The organism is Paraburkholderia sp. A3BS-1L (assembly GCF_051125215.1).
In the GTDB taxonomy this organism is placed as follows: Bacteria; Pseudomonadota; Gammaproteobacteria; order Burkholderiales; family Burkholderiaceae; genus Paraburkholderia.
Map to the genome: position 1 here is coordinate 903,418 of NZ_CP120444.1, position 21,926 is coordinate 925,343.

Here is a 21,926-nt window from a genome sequence, read left to right on the forward strand (position 1 = left end):
CGCGCCATGCCAGATTCCCCTATAAATGCAGGCGAATCTGTTCGGCAAAGGTCCGTATCACTTCTTCGTTACGTGAAAGAAACATCCATTGTCCGACTCGCGTCGAAACGAGCAGTCGCGCTTCGTCCAGTACGGCAAGATGCGCCGATATGGTGGACTGCGAGAGCCCGCTGCGAGCCTGGATGGCGTGTGCGGGCACGCCGCGGCCCAGATCGACGTGGCCCTCTGGAAAGGCATCGGCGGGGACCTTCAGCCACGCGAGGATGTCGCGCCGCAGTGGATTGGCGAGGGCCTTGTGAATCCGGTTCGCGTCTATCATGGCGTTCCTTGTGCTCTCGCGTGCTTCAATGCGGCTGCATCAACAACGTTCTGGCGATGGTTCCCGCCGCGCTTTCCCCAAGGTCTTCCCGCACGATCGACAGCGCCAGATGAATGCCGGCGCTTGCGCCGCCCGATGAATAGAGGTTGCCATCTTTCAGGCAGCCGGGATTGGACATGACGTGCACGCGTGGATGTTCCGCCGCGAGTCGGCAAGCGTCGCGCCAATGCGTGGTCAGCCAGCGACGGTCGGCAACGCCGGCGCGCGCCAGCAGGAACGCGCCATTGGAAATGCAGGCCAGCCTGCGCGTGGCGGACCCGGCGTCGCCGAGCCAAGCCACGAGTTCGCGATGCTCACTCGACGAACTCACCACGGGAGACCCGGGCACCAAGACGACGTCGAACGGCGTGTGCGTTTCGAACAGGCATTCCGTGGTGCCCACCGCCGTGCCGTTGGAAGACGGCACGGGCCCAGGGGAGGTCCCGACGAGGTGTGGTTCATAAAAGGCGCTGCCATACAGGCGATTCGCTGTATGAAACACATCCATTGGGCCGCTCACCTCGAGCAGTTGAAAACCTGCGTAAAGCATCATCGCGACACGCATGCGCCGTTACCCCGTGAACGCCTGCTCGACCAGCGCGGATTGCCGCGCGACGTGCGCCGAATGGTAGCCCGGCGCGGTCGATGCACCGGCATCAGGACCGGCGTAGGCGAGCTTCGCGCTCGTTGGCAGGAGCTCGCGCAACTGCGGCTCGACGAAACTCCATGCGCCCTGGTTGCGCGACTCCTCCTGACACCAGACGACCGTCCTCAGGTTCGGATAGCGCGCGAGTTCGGCGGCCAACTGTTCTGCGGGAAACGGATACAGCTGTTCGACGCGGATGATCGGCGTGTCGGTCGCGTCCGCGCGGCGATGCTCGAGCAATTCGTAGTACACCTTGCCCGTGGCCACGATGACGCGCTCGACGCTGGATGCCTGCGATGCCTCGACCTGCGTATCCGGAAGTACTTCGCGGAATTCGCCCTCGCTCAACGCTTCGAACGTGCTGACCGCTTCCGGGTGCCGCAACAGCGACTTGGGCGTCATGACGACAAGCGGGAGGCGATCGGAGGCGAGTGCCTGCCTGCGCAGCAAATGGAACAGCTGCGCGGGCGTAGTCGGCTGGACGACGCGCATATTGTCCTGCGCGCTCAGCTGCAGATAGCGTTCGAGCCTCGCCGATGCATGCTCGGGTCCCGCGCCTTCCTGCCCGTGAGGAAGGAAGAGCGTCAGGCCGCTGCGTTGCCCCCACTTGGCGGCGGCCGCTGCGATGAACTGGTCGATTACCACCTGCGCACCGTTTGCGAAGTCACCGAATTGCGCCTCCCAGATCACCAGCGCATCGCGGTTCACCGTCGTGTAGCCGTACTCGAACGCGAGCACTGCCGCTTCGGCAAGGATGGAGTTCGTCACTCTGAAGCGGCCGCGCGCGTTGCCACTCGCGTCAGCGAGATGATCGAGCGGAATATAAACGCCATCCGGACGGTTCATGCGCGTTTGATCGTGCAACACGGCGTGACGATGATTGAACGTCCCGCGCGCGCTATCCTGCCCGCTCAGTCGAACGCTGACCCCATCGCCAAGCAGCGAAGCGAATGCCAGATGCTCGCCCATGCCCCAGTCGAGCGGCCGCTTTCCTGAGGCCATTTCCTGGCGCCCTGTGATCATCTTCTTGACGAGCGGATGAAGCGCCAGGCCTTCGGGAACGATCGAAATCTGCTGCGCGAGACTGCGCAGCGCTTCCGTCGAAGGGGCGGAGCAGGAGACCGGGCCGGGCGCTTCGTCCCGTGAAGAGATGGCCTCTGAGCCGTCGGTTGCATTCGCACGCTCGAGCAGTTCACGCCGCGCGCTGACATAGCCCTCTGCTTCTTCGGTTGTCAACACGCCTTGCCCAATCAGCTTCTGCGCATAGCGCGTTCTCACGCCGGGATGACTGGCAATCGCACGATACATCAGCGGCTGCGTGATGCCCGGCGTGTCCTGTTCCTGGTGCCCGTGTTTGCGGAAGCACACGAGATCGATGACTACGCTCCGCTTGAACGCGGTGCGATAGTCGAGGGCAAGCCGGACCGCCATCGCGACGGCTTCGGGGTCGTCGCCATTCACATGCAGGATCGGCGCCTCGATCATCTTCGCGACGTCCGTGGTGTAGAACGACGAACGCGTGTCGCGCGGATCGGAGGTCGTGAAGCCGATCTGGTTGTTAACAACGATGTGGAGGGTGCCACCCGTGCCGTGGCCGCGCGTATAGGAGAGGCTCAAGGTTTCCATCACGACACCTTGGCCGGACATCGCCGCATCGCCGTGAATCTCGACCGGCAGAACCTCGACGCCGTCGGCGCTGCCCAGAAGCTCGCCCTTGGCGCGCGCCATGCCCTGCACGACCGGGTTGACGATTTCCAGATGCGAAGGGTTGAACGCGAGCATCACTTCGACCGGCCCTTCAGGGGTTTCGACCGAACTCGTAAAGCCCTTGTGATATTTCACGTCGCCCGCGGGCAGTCTCTCGGGATCCTTGCCATCGAATTCGTCGAACAGCGCACGCAATGGCTTGCCCACGATATTCACCAGAACGTTCAGGCGTCCGCGGTGCGCCATGCCCATCACCACTGCGCGCAGCTTTTTCGAAGCCCCGTAGCGCACGACTTCGTCGAGCATCGGAATCAGCGATTCCGCGCCCTCGAGCGAGAAGCGCTTTTGCCCGACATAGCGCGCGTGAAGGTACTTCTCGAGGCCCTCTGCCGCGCTCAGGCGTTCCAGCAGCCGGCGTTTTTCCGCTGCCTGCAGCGACGGCCTCGCCCGGGTGGATTCGAGCTGCATCTGCCACCAGCGCCGCTGCTCTGCGTCGGTCAGATGCATGAACTCGGCACCGAGCGTGCCCGTGTAGGTATGCTCCAGTGCGGCGACGAGCTCCTGCAACGTGGCGTCGTCGTCGAACAGGAACGTGTCGGCGGTGCTGAATGTCGTCGCCATGTCTGCGGCCGTCAGACCGTAGTAAGCCGGGGTCAACTCGGCGTAGGCGCGTGACGGCGTCCACGACAGCGGATCGAGATTGGCCGCGCGGGTGCCGATCACGCGGAACGCGGCGATCAGCGACTGTACCGCGACCTGTTTGCGTGCGAGGCCGAGACCGGCGTCATTCGCGAGGGTAGTGTCGGCATGAACGATCGCTCGCGGCGGCCGCTTCGCGAGCTCGACAAAGCGGGAAATGACGGGGGCGTGCGGCTCGTCGTCGCGATCACTGCCGTCGATAGCGGGCATTTCGCGCAGTGCATCGAACCACGCCCGCCATTCACTGGTGACCGCATCCGGGTCAGCCAGGTAAGTTTCATATTGGTCTTCGACGTAAGGGGCGTTGCCCCCGAAGAGGAAAGAGCTCTGACGTTCTTTCAACATGATCAATCTGCCTTTGGTCGGTGTGCGGTCCAATGTGGGGCGCAACACGTGGAGTGATGGCGATAACGCCTTCCGGTCCGTCCGGGTTGTTTGCCCAGCCGCAGTCGTGAACACAGTCTAGTGATGCGGGGCAGCGGGCGAAATGCGCGCGTGGTGCCGCCGCCTGCCAACTAGTGGACGTTTTGGGCCACGCTGCCGATTTGTTACACCGACGCACAATACTTTTTCAGGGGACAGACTGCATGCACTAACGACGATGCGTTAAGCTGCGCCACGGTCCTGGTTGGGACACCACATCTGAAGGTCACGGCATGAAAGTCGCCATTGTTGTATTCGATGGTGTGCAGGCGCTAGATGTTGCAGGCCCACTCGATGTGTTCGCCGAGGCGAACACATTCCTCTCCGACCATCAGCGCTACGAGGTGACGCTCGTCGGGCGCGAGGCGGGCGGCGTGACCTGCTCGAACGGCATGCAACTGGCGGTCTCGCGTGGCTATGCCGACAGCGACATGCAATGGGACCTGCTGCTCGTAGCAGGCGGCCCGCAGTTGCCTGACGTGCATCCGTCGAATGAGTTTCTCGCCTGGCTGCAAAACCAGGCGCGCAGCGCGAGCCGCTTCGGTTCGGTGTGCAACGGCGCATTTGTGCTGGCGCATGCGGGGCTTCTCGATGGCAAGGAAGTGACGACCCACTGGTCGGATGCCGGGCGCCTGTCCAATGAATTCCCGCACGCCAACGTGCAGCCGGACCGCATTTTCGTGCGCGACGGGCGACTGTTCACATCGGCGGGCGTGACCGCGGGCATCGATCTATGCCTCGCGCTGGTGGCGGAAGACTGGGGACATGAACTGGCGGTGCGAGTCGCGAAGCGGCTGGTGGTGTATATCCAGCGCGAAGGCGGGCAGTCTCAGTACAGTCCGTATATCGGTGCGGGCAAGGACGAGGATCCCATACTCGGCAAGGTGTATCGCTACGTGAGCGAACATATCACCGATACGCTTTCTATCGAGGAGCTGGCGAGTGCGGCTGCCGTGAGCCGGCGCACCTTGTCGCGCATCTTCGCCAAAAACGCCAAGGTCACGCCCTCCGTATTCGTCGAGCAGGTTCGCGTCGACACGGCGAGGAAACTGCTGGAGGATACGGATGCGCCGCTCAAGACGGTCGCATTCAAATGCGGCTTTCATAGCGCCACGCATATGCGTACGACGTTTTCGCGGCGCCTGAACGTCACGCCGAAACAATATCGTCTGCGATTCCGCGGGGAGGCGAGTGCATAGCGGCGATTCCCTGGCGGAACCGGCGAACCCCAATTCCGCGCCATTCCTTCCCGATATCATCGAACCTGGGTTGTCCGTATTGTTTTGTGGGATCAATCCAGGCATGCGTGCGGCGGCCACGGGGCGCCACTTCCATGGCAGAGGGAACCGCTTCTGGCGAGTGCTCCATCTCGCCGGTTTTATGCCGGAGGAGTTTCGCCCCGAGAACGACCGCGAGTTGCTGCAGCATGGCTTTGGTCTGACTACGGCGGTCTCGCGCGCGACGGCACGCGCGGACGAGTTGTCGAGAGCGGAGATTCAGGACGCTGCGGCGCAATTCGAGCTCAAGGTGCAGCACTACGCGCCGCGGTTTATCGCCTTTCTTGGCAAGATGGCGCTTGCCGAAATGTCCGGCAAGCGCGATATCCAGTGGGGTTTGCAACCCAGCAGATTCGGCGGCGCGCGCGCCTGGGTTCTGCCGAACCCGAGCGGCTTGAATCGTGCTTTCAGCCTCGACGCGCTCGTGAGCGCGTACCGCGAGCTTCGTATGACGGCTCAGTCGTTCTCAGTTGTTCGTTAATCGCCCCCAGCGTGATTAACGCGCGGCCTGAATGCCTACGCCGCGATTCTAGGCATCGTGCGCCGTTCGGTATCGCCTCCCAAGCTGGATTGGCTCAAAACAGCGCAGAAATGACCCATGCGTAATCAGTCAGGTTTGCGTTGGCGCCGCGCACATCGCGCGTTGTGCGAATCATGACCGGACGACCTGGCAAAATTCTCGTACTAGATGGCCCAAAATCAGACCAGGCGAGACTTTAAGAAATTGGGCTCATCTCTGACAATAAAGCCGTCAGTGGACAGCAACAATGCGCGGCGAAACCGATGGTGTGGTCATCGTATCGCGTGGGGATGCAGGGCGCTGAATTGCCTCACAGTGTAATAGCCACATCAAACAGTACAACTAACGAATCCCCGGAAGTTTCTGATCGCCATGAAAACTGCGAACTTTTTGACGACTGGAACGGAAGCGGCAACTGCCCCGCAGGCGCTGGACCCGCGCCCTGTGCGTGAAGCCGGGGCGTCGCCTCAGCCTGCCCCCGCGCAAATGGCGTTTACGGGACGCATCGTGGTGGGGCTGCTCGGCATGTTGTTCGCTTCGTTGCTGGCCATCCTCAACGAACAGGTGACCGCGGCAGCGATGGCTGATATCCAGGGCGCGTTCCTGATCGGGCACGACGACGGGACGTGGCTCACGTCGCTTTTCGAAGCCGCCAATGTCGCGACGATGGTATTCGCCCCCTGGTTCGGCATCACGTTTACGCTCAAGCGCTTCACGATCGGCGCCGTGCTCGCCACGATGTTTTTCGGATTGCTGTGCCCGTTTGCGCCGAATCTGGCGACGCTCTACGTCTTGCGTATCCTCCAGGGAATCGCGGGCGGCTGCCTGCCCCCCATGCTGATCATCGTGGCGCTGCGTTATCTGCCGCCTAAATTCAAGCTGTATGGGCTCGCCGGCTATGCGCTCACGGCAACCTTCGGGCCGGCGCTCGGCACCCCGCTCGCCGCGTTATGGACGGAATTCGTGAGCTGGCGCATGGCGTTCTGGCAAATCATTCCGCTCGGCGTGCTGTGCTGTATCGCGATTCAGCAGGGGCTGCCCGCCGATCCGGTCAAGCTCGAGCGCTTTCGTACGTTCAACTGGATCGGGTTGATTACGGGCTTCCCCGCGTTCGCCATGCTCGTGACCGGGCTTTTGCAAGGCGACCGGCTCGACTGGTTCGAATCGGAGTTTATTCGCATGATGTTTGGCGGCGGTGGCCTGTTGCTCGTGATCTTCCTGGTCAACGAGTGGTTTCAGCCTGTGCCTTTCTTCAAGCTCCAGTTACTCGAGCGCAGAAACTTCACGCACGGACTTTCGACCTTGCTCGGCACCGTGATCCTGCTCGTGGGCGTCGCGGCAATACCCGGGCAGTTTCTCGCCAAAGTTCACGCATACCGGCCGCTGCAGACGGCGCCGCTCTCGCTGTTGCTTGCCATTCCGCTGCTGATTACGCTCCCTTTGTCGGCGGCTTTGTTGAATACGCGGCGCGCCGATCACCGCTGGGTGATCGCAATCGGACTGTCGCTCATGTTCACGACGTGCGCACTCGGCAGCTTCATGACGTCCGAGTGGATTCGCGACAACTTTTATGTATTCCAGGCGCTGCAGATCATCGCACAACCCATGGTGATCATGTCGATCCTCATGGGTGTCACGACGGGGCTGCCGCCAACGGAGGGCCCGTTCGCCTCGGCCATGTTCAATACGTTCAAGACGTTCGCCGCCGCCATCGCGACGGGTCTGATCGAGGGTGTAGGCACTACGCGCGAACATTTCCATTCGAGCATGCTCGTCGATCAGCTGGGCAACCGCGCGCTAGTGGCAGGCCCGGGCCTCGACACCCCTTACGCGCTGGGCCAGCTCGCGCACCGTATTCATGAGCAGGCCGTCGTGCTGACTTCCGCCGATCTCTACCGGGTGATGGCGTGCGTTGCGCTCGTTCTGCTTCTTCTTGTTCCAGTGCTGCCGGTGCGGATCTATCCGCCGTGGAGCACTACGCCGCCCGCTTCGAAATGAGGTCCTTTTTCCATGTCATCGACTAAACCCACCCCCGCACCGTCCAGGTTGAAATGGCTTCCTGTCGCAGCAGTCGTCGCCGTTGTCGGCATCGCTGCATGGGCCGGCACGAAGCTCCTGTCTCACTCGAGTTCGGAATCCACGAATGACGCCTACGTCACCGCGGACTTCACGCTCGTCGCGCCGCGAGTCCAAGGGCAGATTACGGACGTACTGGTGAACGACAACGAGGACGTGAAGGCGGGTCAGCTGCTGGTGCGCATCGACGGCCGCGGCTATCGCGCCGCGTTGATGAGCGCCGAGGCGGAGGTGGTGGCCGCAAAGGCGTCGGTGGCGAACTTTGACGCGCAGATCGCACGCCAGCCCTCGCTCGTCGATCAGGCGCGCGCTACGCTGCGCTCCGACGATGCATCGATTGGCTTCGCGCGGGCCAACGCGGCGCGCTACCAGAATCTTTCCACGGCGGGGGCGGGGACCGCGCAGGAACAGCAACAGGCTTCGAGCACGCTCGCCGAGCAGCTTGCGCAGCAGTCACACGATCAGGCGGTGCTGTCGGCCACCCAGCAGAATCTGGACGTCCTGCGCACGGAGCGCGACAAGGCCGCTGGCGCGCTTCAACACGCGGAAGCGGTGGTTGAACAGGCGAAGCTCAACCTCTCCTATACGGAAATCCGCGCGCCCGTCGACGGCAAGGTGGGACGCCGCTCGGCGCGGGTCGGTGCCTTCGTGACGCCCGGCGCCCCTGTGCTGGCAATCGTCCCGCTTTCGGATGCATATGTCGTCGCCAACTTCCAGGAGAGCCAGATTACCAACATGCGGCCCGGCGAAAGCGTGCGCGTGACCGTCGACAGCCTTCCCGGCGTCGTGATCCATGGCCGCATCGACAGCCTTGCGCCGGCGACCGGCGTGAGCTTTGCGCCGATCGCACCCGACAACGCAACGGGCAATTTCACGAAGGTGGTGCAGCGCGTGCCCGTCAAGATCACGATCGATCGCGGGCAGCCTGCTGCGGCGGAATTGAGCGTCGGGCTCTCGGTGGAAGCCGAAGTCGCCGTTGGCCGGGGCGCCGAAGCGATGGCTGAAGGAGCGGAAAGGAAATGAACACGAGCCAACCTTCTAGCCGAGCGATCCTGCTCACGGTTCTCGCATGTCTCGCAATGGCTGCTTGCACGGTGGGTCCGAACTTCAAACCGCCAAAGTCGCCTACACCGGCGGTTTTCAACCGTACACAGAGGGCGCAGGCGCCGAGCAAAGCTGTGGAAGGCCAGTTCGGTCCGGAATGGTGGACGCTGTTCAACGACCCAGTATTGAACGGCCTGGAGAAGCAACTCGCCGACGCGAACCTGGACGTTGCAGCCGCTTCTGCGCGGCTGCTGCAAAGTCGGGCCGAGCGCCGCGTGGCCGGCGCAGCCGAATATCCGACGCTGGACGGCGCAGCATCGTATAACCGCGAACGCGGCAGTGAAAACGGCATTCTCTCGCTGCTTGGCGTGACGCCGACGCAAAGTCAGCCGCAGTCGGCCTCCGGCAGCGCGCCGCTAGGCGTGGCGGCCATGCCGGGCTCGAAGGGTTCGCCCGCCTATAACCTGTATCAGGTCGGTTTCGATGCCTCATGGGAGATCGATATCTGGGGCCGCGTGCGGCGCAGCGTGGAAGCGGCGACGGCGCTTTCGGAAGCCTCGTATGAGGACCGGAACGCAGTCTTGCTCAGCGCGCGAGCGGAGCTTGCGCGAGACTATATCGAGCTGCGCGACACACAGGAACTGCTGCAGATCGCGCATCAAAACCTGGACATCGCCAACGACGCGCTGAAGCTTACCCAGGTGCGTGCGCATGAAGGCGTCACGACGGATCTCGATGTTTCGAACGCTTCGGCGCAGGTGGAGAACATCGAAAGTCTGATTCCCACCCTCGAATCACACTCCGAAACGACGATCAATGCAATCGGCCTGCTGCTCGGCGAGGAACCTGGCGCACTGCGCCAGACGCTTCTTGCAACGCAGGAGGTGCCCGTCCTGCCGGCGCAGGTGCCGATCGGCTTTCCTTCCGAACTCGTGCAGCGCCGGCCGGATATCCGCAAGGCGGAAGCCGAACTGCACGCGGCGACGGCGTCGATTGGCGTGGCGAAGGCGGATTTTTATCCGCGCATCATGCTCAATGGCAGCGCGGGATTTCAGAGTCTTCAGCTTTCGAGTCTGGCCAGTTGGGCGTCCGGGCAGTTCGTCGTTGGCCCTTCCATTACATTTCCCATCTTCGAAGGCGGTCGCTTGAAGGGAACGCTCCAGCTGCGTGAAGCGCAACAGCAGGAGGCTGCGATTGCGTACAAGGAAACGGTGCTGCGCGCGTGGCAGGAGGTGGACGACGCGCTGGTCACCTACGACGCCGAACAGCGCCGCCGCAACCGGCTGGCCCAGGCCGTGACCATGAACGAGCGTGCGCTTTCGGTCGCGCGGGAGCGGTACAAGGCCGGGGCGCTCGATTACCTCGACGTATTGAATGTGCAGAAGCAGCTGCTCGAAGCACAAAGCAATCTCGAGCAAAGCAGAGCCACGGCGGCCACGAATCTCATTACGCTTTGTAAAGCGCTGGGCGGGGGATGGGAGTCGACGTATGGGGGGTAATCCATAGCCCGAAGCACGCCGTTTCCAACTAGTCGGGGCTCTTGTTCTGCGCCTCGCCAGCCTATCTCGCGCACAGGGCGCACCGCTTGCCATCGACGATCTGCTACCGCACAGGCCGATCCTGCAGAGAGACGCAGTGATGCCCAGGTTGCCTTGCGTCGAGGCTTCGCAGGCTCCTTGTATCCGCTCATCATTGTTCAGGACAATCGGTGATGCTGCGGCGCTCGCATGGCGTAAAGACAATACGCGTCTGTATGCCGATCTTCAGGAGCGCGAAGCAAAGGTGCGGCGCCTCGTGGACTCCAATATCATCGGCATCGATATATGGGACTTCGAAGGCAATGTCGTCGAGGCCAACGATGCGTTTCTGCGCATCGTGGGTTACACCCGCGAAGATCTCCGTTCGGGGCAGATTCGCTGGCCCGACCTGACGCCGCCGGAATGGCATGAGCGCGACGAACGTGTGAATGCCGAATTGCAGGCCAGTGGCAGCGCCAAACCGTTCGAGAAGGAATATGCTCGCAAGGACGGCAGCCGCGTGTCCGTCATGGTCGGCGCGGCGGCATTCGGCGACCGTGAGGGGCAGGGCGTCGCGTTCATACTCGAGCTGACTGAGCCGAAGCGCGCGCAACAGGATGTGTGCGACCGCGAGCGACGCTACCGTGAACTCCAGACGGTGCTGGCGCATTCGAACCGCGTGGCGACGATGGGGCATCTATCGGCGTCGATCGCCCACGAAGTGAAGCAGCCGATTACCGCTATCGCAGCGTACGCGAGCGCCGCCTTGCGCTGGCTCGCGGGCTGCCCGCCAAACTTCGACGAAGCGCGTCTCGCACTCGCCAGGATCGTCGCGGATTGCGTCCGCGCCAATGGCATTGTCGACAGGACCCGCACCTACTTCAAAAAAGAGCCGCTGCGTACAGACGGGCTCGATGTCAGCGACATGATTCGGGAACTGATCGCGCTCATGCGCGGCGAAGCCAGCAAGTCCGGTGTCGAACTCACGGTGGAGCTTGCGGAGGGGTTACCGCGCGTTCAGGGCGACCGGGTGCAACTGCAGCAGGTCATGCTCAATCTGATGATCAACGCCCTCGAAGCGATGAGCGACATGAAAGCCGGCAAGCGCAAGCTGCTGATCCAGACGGGCAGGACCGACGATACCGAGCTTTGCATTACCGTGCAGGATTCCGGGCCGGGACTCGCCGCCGGCTACCTCGAGTGCATATTCGAGGCCTTTTTCACTACCAAGCCCGATGGTCTCGGCATGGGGTTGCCCATCTGCCGCTCGATCGTGCAAAGCCACGGCGGGCAGTTATGGGTGACGGCAAACGACCCTGTCGGCGCCAGCTTCCATTTCACGCTCCCCGCACAACGTCAAGCTTCGTTGCCAGCGCGCATTTAGCGCTGCGTCCCATTCGACCCTTCAGATCGCGGCGATTTCCGCTTTGCCGCGATGGCCGGAAATGAGCCCGGAATGTCCCCAAACCGGCGCAGCTAGCCCATCAGCCGGGAGCCGTAATACGTAGACTGTTCTCGTCGGCGGTCAATGACTGCCGGTCCTGGCGGGGAGTCATGGAGATGCCCGGCCACTTGACTTGATGCGCGCTGCAATGCGAACTCTGTTCTATCCGCGGGCAGCGCCCAAATCCCCTTAAAGGAAGGACGTATGAGCGAAGCAAACCAGGGCGCGGTGCGCCAACTGAATCATTTCATCGACGGTCAAAGCGCCGCTGGAACGAGCGGGCGATTCAACGACGTGTACGATCCGGCGCAGGGCCGTATTACTGCACGCGTACCGGTTGCTAACGCCGATCAGGTTGCCGCAGCCGTGGCGGCTGCCAAGGCTGCATTCCCGGCGTGGAGCGAAACCCCACCCCTCAAGCGCGGGCGCTTGATGTTCAAGTTCAAGGAACTGCTCGAGGCGCACCTCGACGAAATTGCCGAACTCATTACGCGCGATCATGGCAAGCTTTTTTCGGACGCAAAGGGCGAGGTCATGCGCGGTATCGAAATCGTCGAATTCGCGTGCGGCATTCCGAACCTGCTCAAGACCGGTTTCACCGATCAAAGCAGCAGCGGCGTCGACAGCTGGAATCTGCGCCAACCCCTGGGCGTGATTGCCGGCGTCACACCGTTCAATTTCCCGGTGGTGGTGCCATGCTGGATGTTCGTCATGGCTGCCGCGACCGGCAACACGTTCATCCTCAAGCCTTCGGAGCGCACGCCGACGTCGTCGATCCGGCTGGCGGAACTCTTTGTCGAGGCGGGCTTTCCCAAAGGTGTCTTCAACGTGGTGAACGGCGACAAGGGCACCGTCGATGCGCTGATTCAGCATCCCGACGTGGCCGCGATGTCCGTCGTCGCCTCCACGCCGGTGGCCGAATATATCTATGCAGAGGGCGCCAAACGCGGCAAGCGTGTGCAGGCGTTGGGCAGTGCGAAGAATCATCTCGTCGTCTTGCCCGACGCGAATCTCGATCAGGCCGTCGATGCGCTGATCAATTCGGCATACGGCTCGGCGGGCGAACGCTGCATGGCGACTTCGGTGGCGGTGGCGGTGGGGAGCATTGGCGACGAATTGATCGAGCGTCTCGCACCGCGCGTGCGCGCGCTGCGCATCGGTGCGGGTATGCAGCCAGATCTGGATATGGGGCCTCTCATCAGCGCCGCGCATCGCACCAAGGTGCTGGGTTATATCGACGCGGGCGTCGCCGCTGGCGCGAAGCTCGTGGTGGACGGGCGTGGTCATACCATGGCGGGGCACGAGGAGGGCTTCTTCCTCGGCGGCTCGCTCTTCGACGACGTGCAGCCGGATATGAAGATCTACCGGGAAGAAATTTTCGGGCCGGTGCTTTCTGTGGTGCGCGTGCCGGATCTCGCCAGTGCGATTGAACTCGTCAATGCACACGAACTGGGCAATTGCGTCGCGCTGTTCACGGCTGATGGCGCGGCAGCACGTACGTTTACCCGGCAGATTCAAATCGGCATGGTGGGCATCAACATGCCGAGTCCGGTGCCGTCAGCGTGGCATTCGTTCGGGGGCTGGAAGCGTTCGCTGTTCGGCGATCATCATGCATATGGCGAGGAAGCGGTGCGCTTCTATACGCGCTACAAGAGCGTGACGCAGCGCTGGCCCGACGCGTGAATTCGCCGTGCGCTTGAGGATAGCCGGCGCGGGTATGGCCGGCTATCGGGGCGCCGCCATGGCGCAGGCAATAAACCGCTAATATCGACGCGGGGTTCACAGAACAAAGCCACCAGCATGCCGGAAACACGCAATGGACCGAATCGACGCCATGAAGGTTTTCGTCGCCACGCTCGACGAGGGAAGTCTCGCGGGTGCCGGCCGGCGTCTTGGCCGCTCGCCCGCTGCGGTGAGCCGCGCCATTGCGTTCCTCGAAGCGCACACCGGCACGCCGCTCCTGTACCGCACTACGCGCACGATCCGGCTGAGCGACGCCGGCGAGCGCTATGTCCTCGCGTGCCGGCGCATTTTGGCCGATCTCGAAGAAGCCGATCTGCTCGCAGCCGACGAACGCTCCGCGCCGCGCGGGCTGCTGGGCGTGACGGCGGCCGTGGCCGTGGGCGAAGAGGTGCTGCGCCCGATGATCGAGGCATTCCTTGACCGTCACCCCGAGGTGTCGCTGCGCCTGCACCTGCTCGACCGGCCGGTGAGCCTCGTCGACGAGGGGATCGACGTGGCGTTGCGCATCGCGCATCTGCAAGATTCGACGCTCGTCGCCATTCCGGTAGGCGAGGTGCGGCGCGTGGTGGTGGCTTCGCCCGGCTATCTCGCCACGCATCCGGCCATCGCGGCGCCCGCCGATCTCGCGGGCCACGCGATCATTTCGATGACGCATTTCGGGCTCGACTCGTGGAGCTTCCCGGCGGCGCGCCAGACCGCGCTGCCCCAGGTCGTGCAGTTCTCGCCGCGCTTCATCGTGAATACGATACGCGCGGCGCGGGCTTCGGCCGTGGCGGGGCATGGCGTCACGCGGCTCTTTTCCTATCACGTGGCCGAGGAGGTCGAGGCGGGCCGGCTCAAGATCGTGCTGCGCGACAGCGAGCATGGGCCGCTGCCCGCGAACCTTGTCACGCCGCACGGGCGCCTTTCGGTGCCGAAGGTGCGCAGCTTCGTCGATTTCGCCGCGCCACGCCTGCGTGAGTACTTCGAGCAGGCCCGGCGCATTACTGACGCCGATTGAGCGGCATTCGCCTGAGGGACGTTCGCCCATTCGTTCGCGATACGGAAGAATGACTTCCGTACCCCATTCATTCTCTCGATGCGCGATCTAACCTAGACTGACTTCCATCTTCAGGGCGCTTCATTGCTCGCCCGCCGGGAATCACCATGCATCAAGCCGTCTCGAATCCGTCCGCGCCCGCGGCCTTCAACGTGTGGCGGGGCACGCTCGCGGGGGCCTGCGCGAGCCTCATCGGCATTGGCCTCGCGCGGTTCGCCTACACGCCGCTGTTGCCCGCCATCATCGGCGCGCACTGGTTTCCGGCCTCGACCGCTGCCTACCTCGGCGCCGCCAACCTGGGCGGCTATCTGGCCGGTGCGCTGCTCGCGGGCGCCATTCCAGCGCTCGGCCTCTTCGGCACGGAAGGTCTCATGGTGTCGGCGGTGCTGGTGGGCGCATTCACGCCCGGCATCGTGCCGCTCGTGCTCGGCCGCGTGAACGAGTTGCTCGCGCACCATCCGTCCGCCGTGAAAGACGCGTGGAGTCGGGCCACGACGAGCTTCGCCGTGATGCAGGCGGTTGCGGCCTACGGCCTGTCGTTCGTGTTCTCGTCGAGCGGCGGCAATTACCTCGTGCTGTTCGCGATCGGCGCCGCGGCGCTCGTGCTCGCGCTCTTCGTCGATCTCTTCTCCGCGTTGAGGGCCAAGTGAATACCACCGTATCTTCCCCGTCGGCTGCGCTACGGCAGACCAGGCCGCAGCCGCGCGGCTACGCCGAGCGCAACGTCCAGTACTGGCGGCGCAATCTCGCCGTGTGCGTGATCGGCTCGTTCACGACGCTCGTGAGCCTCAGCATGCTGCTGCCGTTCCTGCCGCTCTATGTGCGGCAGCTCGGCGTGACCTCGCAGTCCGCCGTGATCCAGTGGTCGGGCGTGGCATTCGGCGCGACCTTTCTCGGCACAGCGCTCACCGCGCCACTCTGGGGGCGCCTTGCGGACCGTTATGGGCGCAAGCCCATGCTCGTGCGCGCGGCCATCGGCATGGCCGTCGTGATGTCCCTGATCGGCGTGGCGCACAATGTGTACGAGCTCGTCGCGCTGCGACTGATCGCCGGCCTCGTAGGTGGATACGCGTCGGCTTCCACCGTGATGGTCGGCACCCAGGCGCCGCGCGAGCGAGCGGGCTGGGCGCTCGGCATTCTCTCAACGGGCGCGCTCTCGGGCAATCTCGTCGGGCCGTTGGTGGGCGGCGTGCTGCCCGGCTGGATCGGCATTCGCGGCACGTTTTTCGCGGGCGGCGCGATGATCGCCGTGGCGGCGCTGTTGACCATCTTCGTGGTGAAGGAAGCGTTTCATCCGGAAAGCGACGCGAAACCGCACGCAGGCAACGCCGCGGCCGGTTCGGGCAGTGGCGCGCGCCGGCCCGACTATGCGGTGGTGGCCGCGCTGCTCGTGACCGCGATGATGGTACTGCTCGCCAACATGTCGATCGAGCCCGTCATCACGGTTTATATCGGCAGTCTGGGCGTGGGCGCGGCGCATCTCGCGCGCGTGGCGGGCGTGGTCATGGCATGCTCGGCGCTTGGCAGTATGCTCACGGCGGCGCGCCTCGGCGCACTGGCCGACCGCTTCGGGAGCTGGCGCGTGATCGTCGCCTGCCTCGTGCTCACGGGGCTCGCGATGGTGCCGCAAGCGTTCGTCACGCACTGGTGGCAGCTTGGTGGCCTGCGCGTGGTGATGGGCATGACGCTCGCGGGGCTCTTACCTTCCATCGGCAAGCTCGCGCGGCAGTCGGTAGACGAAAGCAAAACGGGCCGCATGCTCGGTTATCTGCAGTCGGCGCAATTCAGTGGGCAGGTGGTAGGCCCGGTGATCGGCGGCGTGATCGGCGTTCACTTCGGCCTGCACGCCGTGTTCTTCGCCACCGGCGCGCTGCTGATCGCTTGCGGCGGACTCGCGCGCTGGGCCCAGCGTCGCGCACACGCTTGAAACCGGAACGCATTCTGAGGGAACGCAACATGAGCACTCAAGCGAACGACCGGGCGTTGCTGCGCTCGCTCGGCATTCAGAAACCGATCATTCAGGCGCCCATGGCGGGCACCGCCACGCCGGCGCTGGCCGCCGCCGTGTCGAACGCCGGTGCGCTCGGCTCGTTGGGCGTGGCCGCGATGAGCGCAGAGTACGCGCGCAAGGCCATTCATCAGACGCGCGAGCTGACGGCGAAACCGTTCAACGTCAACGTGTTCTGCCATCGCCCGGCCACGCCCGACGCGGCCGTGGAGCGTGCGTGGCTCGACTGGCTGGAGCCGGTGTTCCGGCAATACGGCGCGACGCCGCCACAGTCGCTTACGGAGATCTACACGAGCTTCGTCGCGGACAAGGCCATGCAGAGCATGCTGCTGCAAGAAAAGCCGGCGATCGTGAGCTTTCATTTCGGCCTGCCGCCCGATGCGGTGATCGCCGAACTCAAGCACGCGGGCATCCGTTTGCTTGCGAGCGCGACGAATCTCGACGAAGCCGCCGCGGCGGTCGAGGCGGGTGTGGATGCGATCGTCGCGCAGGGCGTCGAGGCGGGCGGTCATCGCGGCGTGTTCGATCAGCGGGCGCGTGACGATGGCCTCGGCACCTTCGCGCTCACGCGCCTTCTGGTGAGCGAACTCGACGTGCCCGTGATCGCGGCTGGCGGCATCATGGACGGCGCGGGCATCGCCGCCGCGCTCGCGCTGGGCGCGCAGGCGGCGCAACTGGGCACGGCGTTCGTGGCCTGCCCCGAGAGCGCCGCCGACGAAGGGTATCGTGCCGCCCTGCTCGGCGACGCGGCACGCCATACGACGTTCACTGCGGCGATCTCGGGCCGCGTCGCGCGCAGCCTCGTCAACCGTTTCACTGCATTAGGCGAAGACCCGGACGCGCCGCGCATTCCGTCGTATCCGATCACCTACGATGCGGGGAAGTCGCTCAATGCGGCCGCGAAGGCCAAAGGCGAATTCGGCTATGGCGCGCAATGGGCGGGGCAGGCCGCACCGCTCGCGCGAGCGCTGCCCGCCGCCGAGCTGGTGGCGCGACTGGAGTGCGAGACGCGCGAGAGCATCGCAATGTTGCAGTCGGTGTGGGCTTGAGCGGGGGTAACGCCCGCACTCTGAAATAACATCGGCACACGCGACGGAGGTGCGTGCCGATGTTCCGTTGCGGGGTTTAGCACGCTTTCAGGCAGTCACAATCTGCGCGATTACTACGAGTTCGACGGGCAAATTCACGGGCAGTTGTGGATGCGAGACCGCGGAGCGCGCGTGCCCGGCCTTCTCGCCGAGCACGGCAGCGAAGGGAACCGACGCGGCGTCGAGCACGACGGGCTGCTCAAAAAAAGCGTTCGGCGCTGCTCGCGCCTTCCATGTGCACGATGTGATGCAGGCGCTGTAAGCTGCCGAGGCGCCGCTTGATCTGCGTGAGCACGTTCAAGGCGGTGAATTGCGCGGCCTCGTGGCCTTGTTCGAGCGTCAGTTCCGCATCCACGCGTCCGGTCCACCGCAGCTTGCCGTTGGCGAGCGGCCCTGGCCGGAGATGAAGAGCGGATCGCCCGCCTCGAAAGTGGCGGTGTAGTTGCCGAGCGGTTGCGGCGCAGCGGGCAAGGCGAGACCGAGATTAGGCAAGTTTTTGTTAGACCGACACGAGGTTCTCCTCCAATGGTAATGAGCATTCGCCTCATGTTGGAACCTTCAGGATAGAGCGAAAACAACAAGCGCAAACAGAAGCAAGCAGGAGAAAACGGGCATGCAACGCAAATTCGATGATCTGCAGCTGGGCAGCATTGAACTGTTCTGCCAGGCGGCGGAGCTGGGCAGCTTCACGCTGGCGGCCAATGCCGCGAGCGTCACGCCCGCCGCGGTGAGCCGCTCTGTGGCGCGGCTCGAAGAGCGGCTCGGCGTGCGCCTGTTCGTGCGCACGACGCGCCAGATCCGCCTGACCGATGCGGGGCGGCGCTACTTCGAGCAGTGCCGCCAGGCGCTCTCGCAACTCGTGGACGCCGAGCGCGAAGTCACGGGCGAGCAGACCACGCCGGCTGGCGTGCTGCGCATCAGCATGCCCACGCCCTATGGACACTATCGCGTGCTGCCGCTCTTGCCAGCATTTCGCGAGCGCTATCCGCAGGTGCGGGTCGACACGCATCTGAGCAACCGCAACATCGACTTTGCCGACGAAGGCTTCGACCTGGCGATTCGCGGGCGCGCGCCCGCCGATTCCAGCCTGGTCGCGCGCAAGCTGGAAGACGCAGAGATGGTGGTGGTGGCCACGCCCGCTTATCTGAAGCGCGCGGGCGTGCCGAGGACCGTGGCGGACCTGCAGTCGTTCGAATGCATACAGTTCGAGCTGCCAAGTAGTGGACGTTACCTTGCGTGGACCTTCGACGGCAATACCAGTGAAGATGGCGATGTGATCACGAGCGGAAGTTACGGCACTTCGGGCGACGCGCTCGCCGGCGTGACGCTCGCGCGTGCGGGGGCGGGGCTCTTCCAGACGTATCGCTTCGTGGTGGCGGATGATCTGCGCGAAGGCAGGCTCGTGGAGGTGCTGCGTGAGGAGGGTGGGCGTACCCGGCCGTTTATCCTGCTGTATCCGCATGCGCGCTATTTGACGTCGCGCGTACGGGCGTTCGTGGATTTTCTGGTGGAGCAGTTGGCGGCGCCTGCGGTTGCGCCGCGCGCGAAGCGAGCGCGGTAAGGGTCTCCTACGAGCACGACCAATGCAATAGCCTCCCCGTTGGTTCGTTTTTCTGACTCCACGCTGCCAGCAGAAGCGCCGGTGGCCGCCATATTTTCTGGCGACGTAAAGGCGAAAGGGAGGTGGAATTCAATGACGACAACGCGGTCATGGCACAGTGTCCGATGTATGGTCGGCACACGTGGTTAACCGGTCGTCGCGAGTATGCGTGCACCCCAAGCCCAATTGGAAGGCGTCCATGGGCTAACGTCATATTAGCGGCTCTGGTGCAAATAGCCGTAGGGGCGTAGATGCCTTCAGTAAATAAGGTATCCTTATTTGTCGAACAGGACGCCATTCCATGCGGAGGGCGCAGTGGCATTCTTGAGCCTGAGAGCGCGGAGGTCGAACTGACCCTTGCGAATGCGATGCATCAACTCGATGCCTGAAATCGTGATCGCGGCACTCCTGAACCGTTTGAAGCCGAGCATCACGTTTATTCTGGACTTGATGTTTCGATGGTCCTGTTCGATCAGATTGTTCAGGTACTTCGAGGTCCGGACCTTCGTATCCTCAGGCAACAGGCCATCGCCCTTCATCTCGCGTATCGCGCGGTGCGAGGCAGCGTATCCATCAAGCGTGATCTTCTCTGGAGGCTGGCCCGGATGTTTGATGGCCTTGCTGACAAAGGCTTTGGCCGCAGTTACATCTCGCTTCGCCCTGAGCATGAAGTCTACTGTCTGGCCGGCCCGATCAACCGCCCGGTAAAGATAGACCCAATTGCCGCGAATCTTCAGGTAGGTTTCGTCAACGCGCCACGACTTTCCCGCCGGCGTTGCGAAACGGTTCCAGCGCTTGACGAACTCCGGCGTAAAGCGCTTCACCCAGCGCATGATTGTCGTATGAGCCAGCGACAAACCCCGCTCGGCCATCATCTCGACAAGATCACGCAGACTCAGCTTGTAGCGAAGGTACCAGCGTACGCACAGAACAATGATTTCTCGATCAAAATGCCGACCAGCGAACACCCCATCCAGACCTTTCCTCGTGCTCATATCCGGCCACCAGACTGATTGGATCGCCACTTTAACCCATCCGGTGAGCCTATTTGCACCAGAATTGCCAGCAGTACCTTGGAGGCCAATCGTGAAACCAACCGGGGTCAGCTACTGATCTTGCCGCGCGTCGCCTCCACGGGAATGGTCCGTCCTTTCCGTCGCTTCGCAACCGGACTTTGCACTGAAGCCTCGAACTGACTGGGACTGCACCCGTACCGCGATCTGAACCACCGTGTAAATGCACTGGGTTCGGAAAATCCAAGCAGGCCCGAGACCTCCGCAAACGGACGCTCGCGCCGCTCCAGATAGCGAAGCGCCAGTTCGCCCCGTACCGCCTCGAGTATCGAAGAAAACGTCATGCCTTCATCTGCCAGATGACGATGCATCGTGCGACGGCTCATGCCCAGCTGCTGCGCTACGGTTTCGTTTGAGCTTCGACCCGATGGCAGCAGCAGGAAAACGAGTTTGCGCACTTCATCGGACAGCGGGACGTCGGCGCTTTCGTCTGCGTTGCCCAGGTATTGCCGTACGTATTTCCCCATGACGGGATCCGCAGACGGTAGCGGCAGCCTGAGGTCGCTGACGTCGCATACGATGCCCGTGAACGCGTGACCGAACTCGACATTCGGCCCGAACACACGCGTATGCACGGTGCGGTCGGCGGGTGGCCCATGCGTGAAGCAGACTGTTTTCGGCCGCCACTCCTCGCCAAGGAAAAAGCGCAGCAACCGGAACATGACCGCAAGCGCAAGCTCGGCCGCCTGGCGAACCGGCACCCCCTGGCCCGCCAACAATTCTTCGCGAATGATCGCCACATTCGCCTCTTCCTCGACGCTGATGAAAAGTGCCTCGTTCTGCAGGTGGCTGTAACGCGCCGCCGCATTCAGGGCGTGGCGCAACGTCGGCTCATCGCGCACCGCGAGCGCCAGCGGGCCGAGATTCGACGCGCGGCGCGACTCGGCCATGCGCAGGCCGAATGTCTCGACTTCGCTGCGCTGGGCCGACAGTTCGAGCAGTAGCGCGACCTTTTCCGCCGGGATTCTGAGGTCGACCTCGCGGAGGCTTTCCGGTGGCAGCCCGACTTCGGCGAGCATGCGCCAGGGGTCGAGTCCCGAGGCACGCGCAATTTCAGCGTAGTGGGTCAGGCTCGCACTGCGAACAAGTTTCAGCATTAGGGACTTCCCGAGATGTCCCATTATGGTAAGAAATTGACCCCTAAAGTCAAGCCTCAAAAAAAGCGGGTGCCTAGAATCGGTTCATCCCTGAACGGCCACGGCACAGCCGGACCATCCAGGCACCTCACACCGAACATGAAGGAAGTCCTCTGATGAATGCTACCGACGCCACGGCAACCCCGGTCTGCGATGCGTTGCGCGCGAGCGGCAACTGGAACCCGAACTGGGAGCCGTTCGCGGAACTCGATCCCGCCTGGACTGAGAAGTTCATGGCTATGGGAACGGCGCCCATGACGTCCGGCTTCCTCGACGCAAAGACGATCGAGTTCATCGCGATTGCCGTCGACGCCTCGTGCACGCACCTGTACGCCCCCGGCGTGCGGCGCCATATCCGCAAGGCACTTGAACTGGGGGCAACGAAAGAAGAGATCACTGCGGTCCTGCAATGTGTATCCGTACTCGGTATCCACTCGATGAGCGTAGCGGCGCCGATCCTCCTCGAAGAGACAGCGGCACATGCAACCCGCGTTGAAGCTTCACACAAGTAACCCATTCTGAAAGGAC

18 protein-coding genes and 1 pseudogene are annotated in these 21,926 nt (G+C 63.3%); 13 read left to right on the top strand and 6 right to left on the bottom strand.

The features are described 5' to 3' along the window. Positions 1 to 19: 19 nt before the first annotated feature. Genes P5W99_RS29245 through P5W99_RS29255 form a run of 3 tightly spaced genes read right to left on the bottom strand, consistent with a single transcriptional unit; the run spans position 20 to position 3,755 of the window. Positions 20 to 319, bottom strand: a complete 300-nt coding sequence (locus P5W99_RS29245) for an ArsR/SmtB family transcription factor (protein ID WP_434664647.1) — start codon at positions 317 to 319, stop codon at positions 20 to 22. A gap of 25 nt (positions 320 to 344) precedes the next feature. Beyond that, positions 345 to 923 (bottom strand): AraC family transcriptional regulator, encoded by a 579-nt coding sequence (locus P5W99_RS29250; RefSeq protein ID WP_434664648.1) that lies wholly within the window; start codon positions 921 to 923, stop codon positions 345 to 347. A gap of 6 nt (positions 924 to 929) precedes the next feature. Next, a complete protein-coding gene (locus P5W99_RS29255; RefSeq protein ID WP_434664650.1) occupies positions 930 to 3,755 on the bottom strand; it encodes a 2-oxoglutarate dehydrogenase E1 component in 2,826 nt (941 codons plus the stop codon). Between the two features lie 311 nt (positions 3,756 to 4,066). Between P5W99_RS29255 and P5W99_RS29260 the strand changes: the two genes are divergently transcribed. From P5W99_RS29260 to P5W99_RS29310, 11 genes are all read left to right on the top strand, one after another. After that, positions 4,067 to 5,032, top strand: a complete 966-nt coding sequence (locus P5W99_RS29260; RefSeq protein WP_421027337.1) for a GlxA family transcriptional regulator — start codon at positions 4,067 to 4,069, stop codon at positions 5,030 to 5,032. Continuing rightward, positions 5,025 to 5,591 carry a G/U mismatch-specific DNA glycosylase gene (gene mug, locus P5W99_RS29265; RefSeq protein ID WP_434664652.1) on the top strand — a complete coding sequence of 189 codons (567 nt, stop codon included), beginning with the start codon at positions 5,025 to 5,027 and terminating at the stop codon, positions 5,589 to 5,591. The genes P5W99_RS29260 and mug overlap by 8 nt, the downstream gene beginning before the upstream one ends. A 411-nt stretch (positions 5,592 to 6,002) precedes the next feature. Beyond that, positions 6,003 to 7,628 (top strand): MFS transporter, encoded by a 1,626-nt coding sequence (locus tag P5W99_RS29270; RefSeq protein ID WP_434664654.1) that lies wholly within the window; start codon positions 6,003 to 6,005, stop codon positions 7,626 to 7,628. A gap of 12 nt (positions 7,629 to 7,640) precedes the next feature. Continuing rightward, a complete protein-coding gene (locus tag P5W99_RS29275) occupies positions 7,641 to 8,729 on the top strand; it encodes an HlyD family secretion protein (protein WP_434664656.1) in 1,089 nt (362 codons plus the stop codon). Beyond that, positions 8,726 to 10,249, top strand: coding sequence for an efflux transporter outer membrane subunit (locus tag P5W99_RS29280; RefSeq protein ID WP_434664657.1), 1,524 nt, complete (start codon positions 8,726 to 8,728; stop codon positions 10,247 to 10,249). Before P5W99_RS29275 ends, P5W99_RS29280 begins: the two co-directional genes overlap by 4 nt. A gap of 139 nt (positions 10,250 to 10,388) precedes the next feature. Further along, positions 10,389 to 11,651: a sensor histidine kinase gene (locus P5W99_RS29285; RefSeq protein ID WP_421027342.1), complete on the top strand. Its 1,263-nt coding sequence runs from the start codon at positions 10,389 to 10,391 to the stop codon at positions 11,649 to 11,651. A 264-nt stretch (positions 11,652 to 11,915) separates the two neighbouring features. After that, the gene (locus tag P5W99_RS29290; protein ID WP_421027343.1) at positions 11,916 to 13,394 is read left to right on the top strand and encodes a CoA-acylating methylmalonate-semialdehyde dehydrogenase; all 1,479 of its coding nucleotides are present in this window, start codon (positions 11,916 to 11,918) and stop codon (positions 13,392 to 13,394) included. 133 nt (positions 13,395 to 13,527) lie between these two features. Next, positions 13,528 to 14,454: a LysR family transcriptional regulator gene (locus P5W99_RS29295; protein WP_421027344.1), complete on the top strand. Its 927-nt coding sequence runs from the start codon at positions 13,528 to 13,530 to the stop codon at positions 14,452 to 14,454. 146 nt (positions 14,455 to 14,600) lie between these two features. After that, positions 14,601 to 15,143, top strand: a complete 543-nt coding sequence (locus tag P5W99_RS29300; RefSeq protein WP_421027345.1) for a YbfB/YjiJ family MFS transporter — start codon at positions 14,601 to 14,603, stop codon at positions 15,141 to 15,143. Next, a complete protein-coding gene (locus P5W99_RS29305) occupies positions 15,140 to 16,420 on the top strand; it encodes an MFS transporter (protein ID WP_434664660.1) in 1,281 nt (426 codons plus the stop codon). The genes P5W99_RS29300 and P5W99_RS29305 overlap by 4 nt, the downstream gene beginning before the upstream one ends. 29 nt (positions 16,421 to 16,449) lie before the next feature. Beyond that, the gene (locus P5W99_RS29310; protein WP_421027347.1) at positions 16,450 to 17,550 is read left to right on the top strand and encodes an NAD(P)H-dependent flavin oxidoreductase; all 1,101 of its coding nucleotides are present in this window, start codon (positions 16,450 to 16,452) and stop codon (positions 17,548 to 17,550) included. A gap of 87 nt (positions 17,551 to 17,637) precedes the next feature. Here the strand turns inward: P5W99_RS29310 and P5W99_RS29315 are convergent. Continuing rightward, a pseudogene (locus tag P5W99_RS29315) lies at positions 17,638 to 18,081 on the bottom strand (RidA family protein). A 121-nt stretch (positions 18,082 to 18,202) separates the two neighbouring features. On the opposite strand from P5W99_RS29315, the gene P5W99_RS29320 reads away from it, so the two are divergent. Beyond that, positions 18,203 to 19,150: a LysR family transcriptional regulator gene (locus P5W99_RS29320; RefSeq protein ID WP_434664662.1), complete on the top strand. Its 948-nt coding sequence runs from the start codon at positions 18,203 to 18,205 to the stop codon at positions 19,148 to 19,150. Positions 19,151 to 19,464: 314 nt separating this feature from the next. Here the strand turns inward: P5W99_RS29320 and P5W99_RS29325 are convergent, their stop codons facing one another. After that, positions 19,465 to 20,184 carry an IS6 family transposase gene (locus P5W99_RS29325; protein WP_434664663.1) on the bottom strand — a complete coding sequence of 240 codons (720 nt, stop codon included), beginning with the start codon at positions 20,182 to 20,184 and terminating at the stop codon, positions 19,465 to 19,467. A gap of 107 nt (positions 20,185 to 20,291) precedes the next feature. Beyond that, entirely contained in the window at positions 20,292 to 21,383 is a 1,092-nt protein-coding gene (locus tag P5W99_RS29330) for an AraC family transcriptional regulator (RefSeq protein ID WP_421027349.1), read from the bottom strand. Positions 21,384 to 21,514: 131 nt separating this feature from the next. Between P5W99_RS29330 and P5W99_RS29335 the strand changes: the two genes are divergently transcribed. Then, positions 21,515 to 21,910, top strand: coding sequence for a carboxymuconolactone decarboxylase family protein (locus P5W99_RS29335; protein WP_421027350.1), 396 nt, complete (start codon positions 21,515 to 21,517; stop codon positions 21,908 to 21,910). Positions 21,911 to 21,926: the final 16 nt, after the last annotated feature.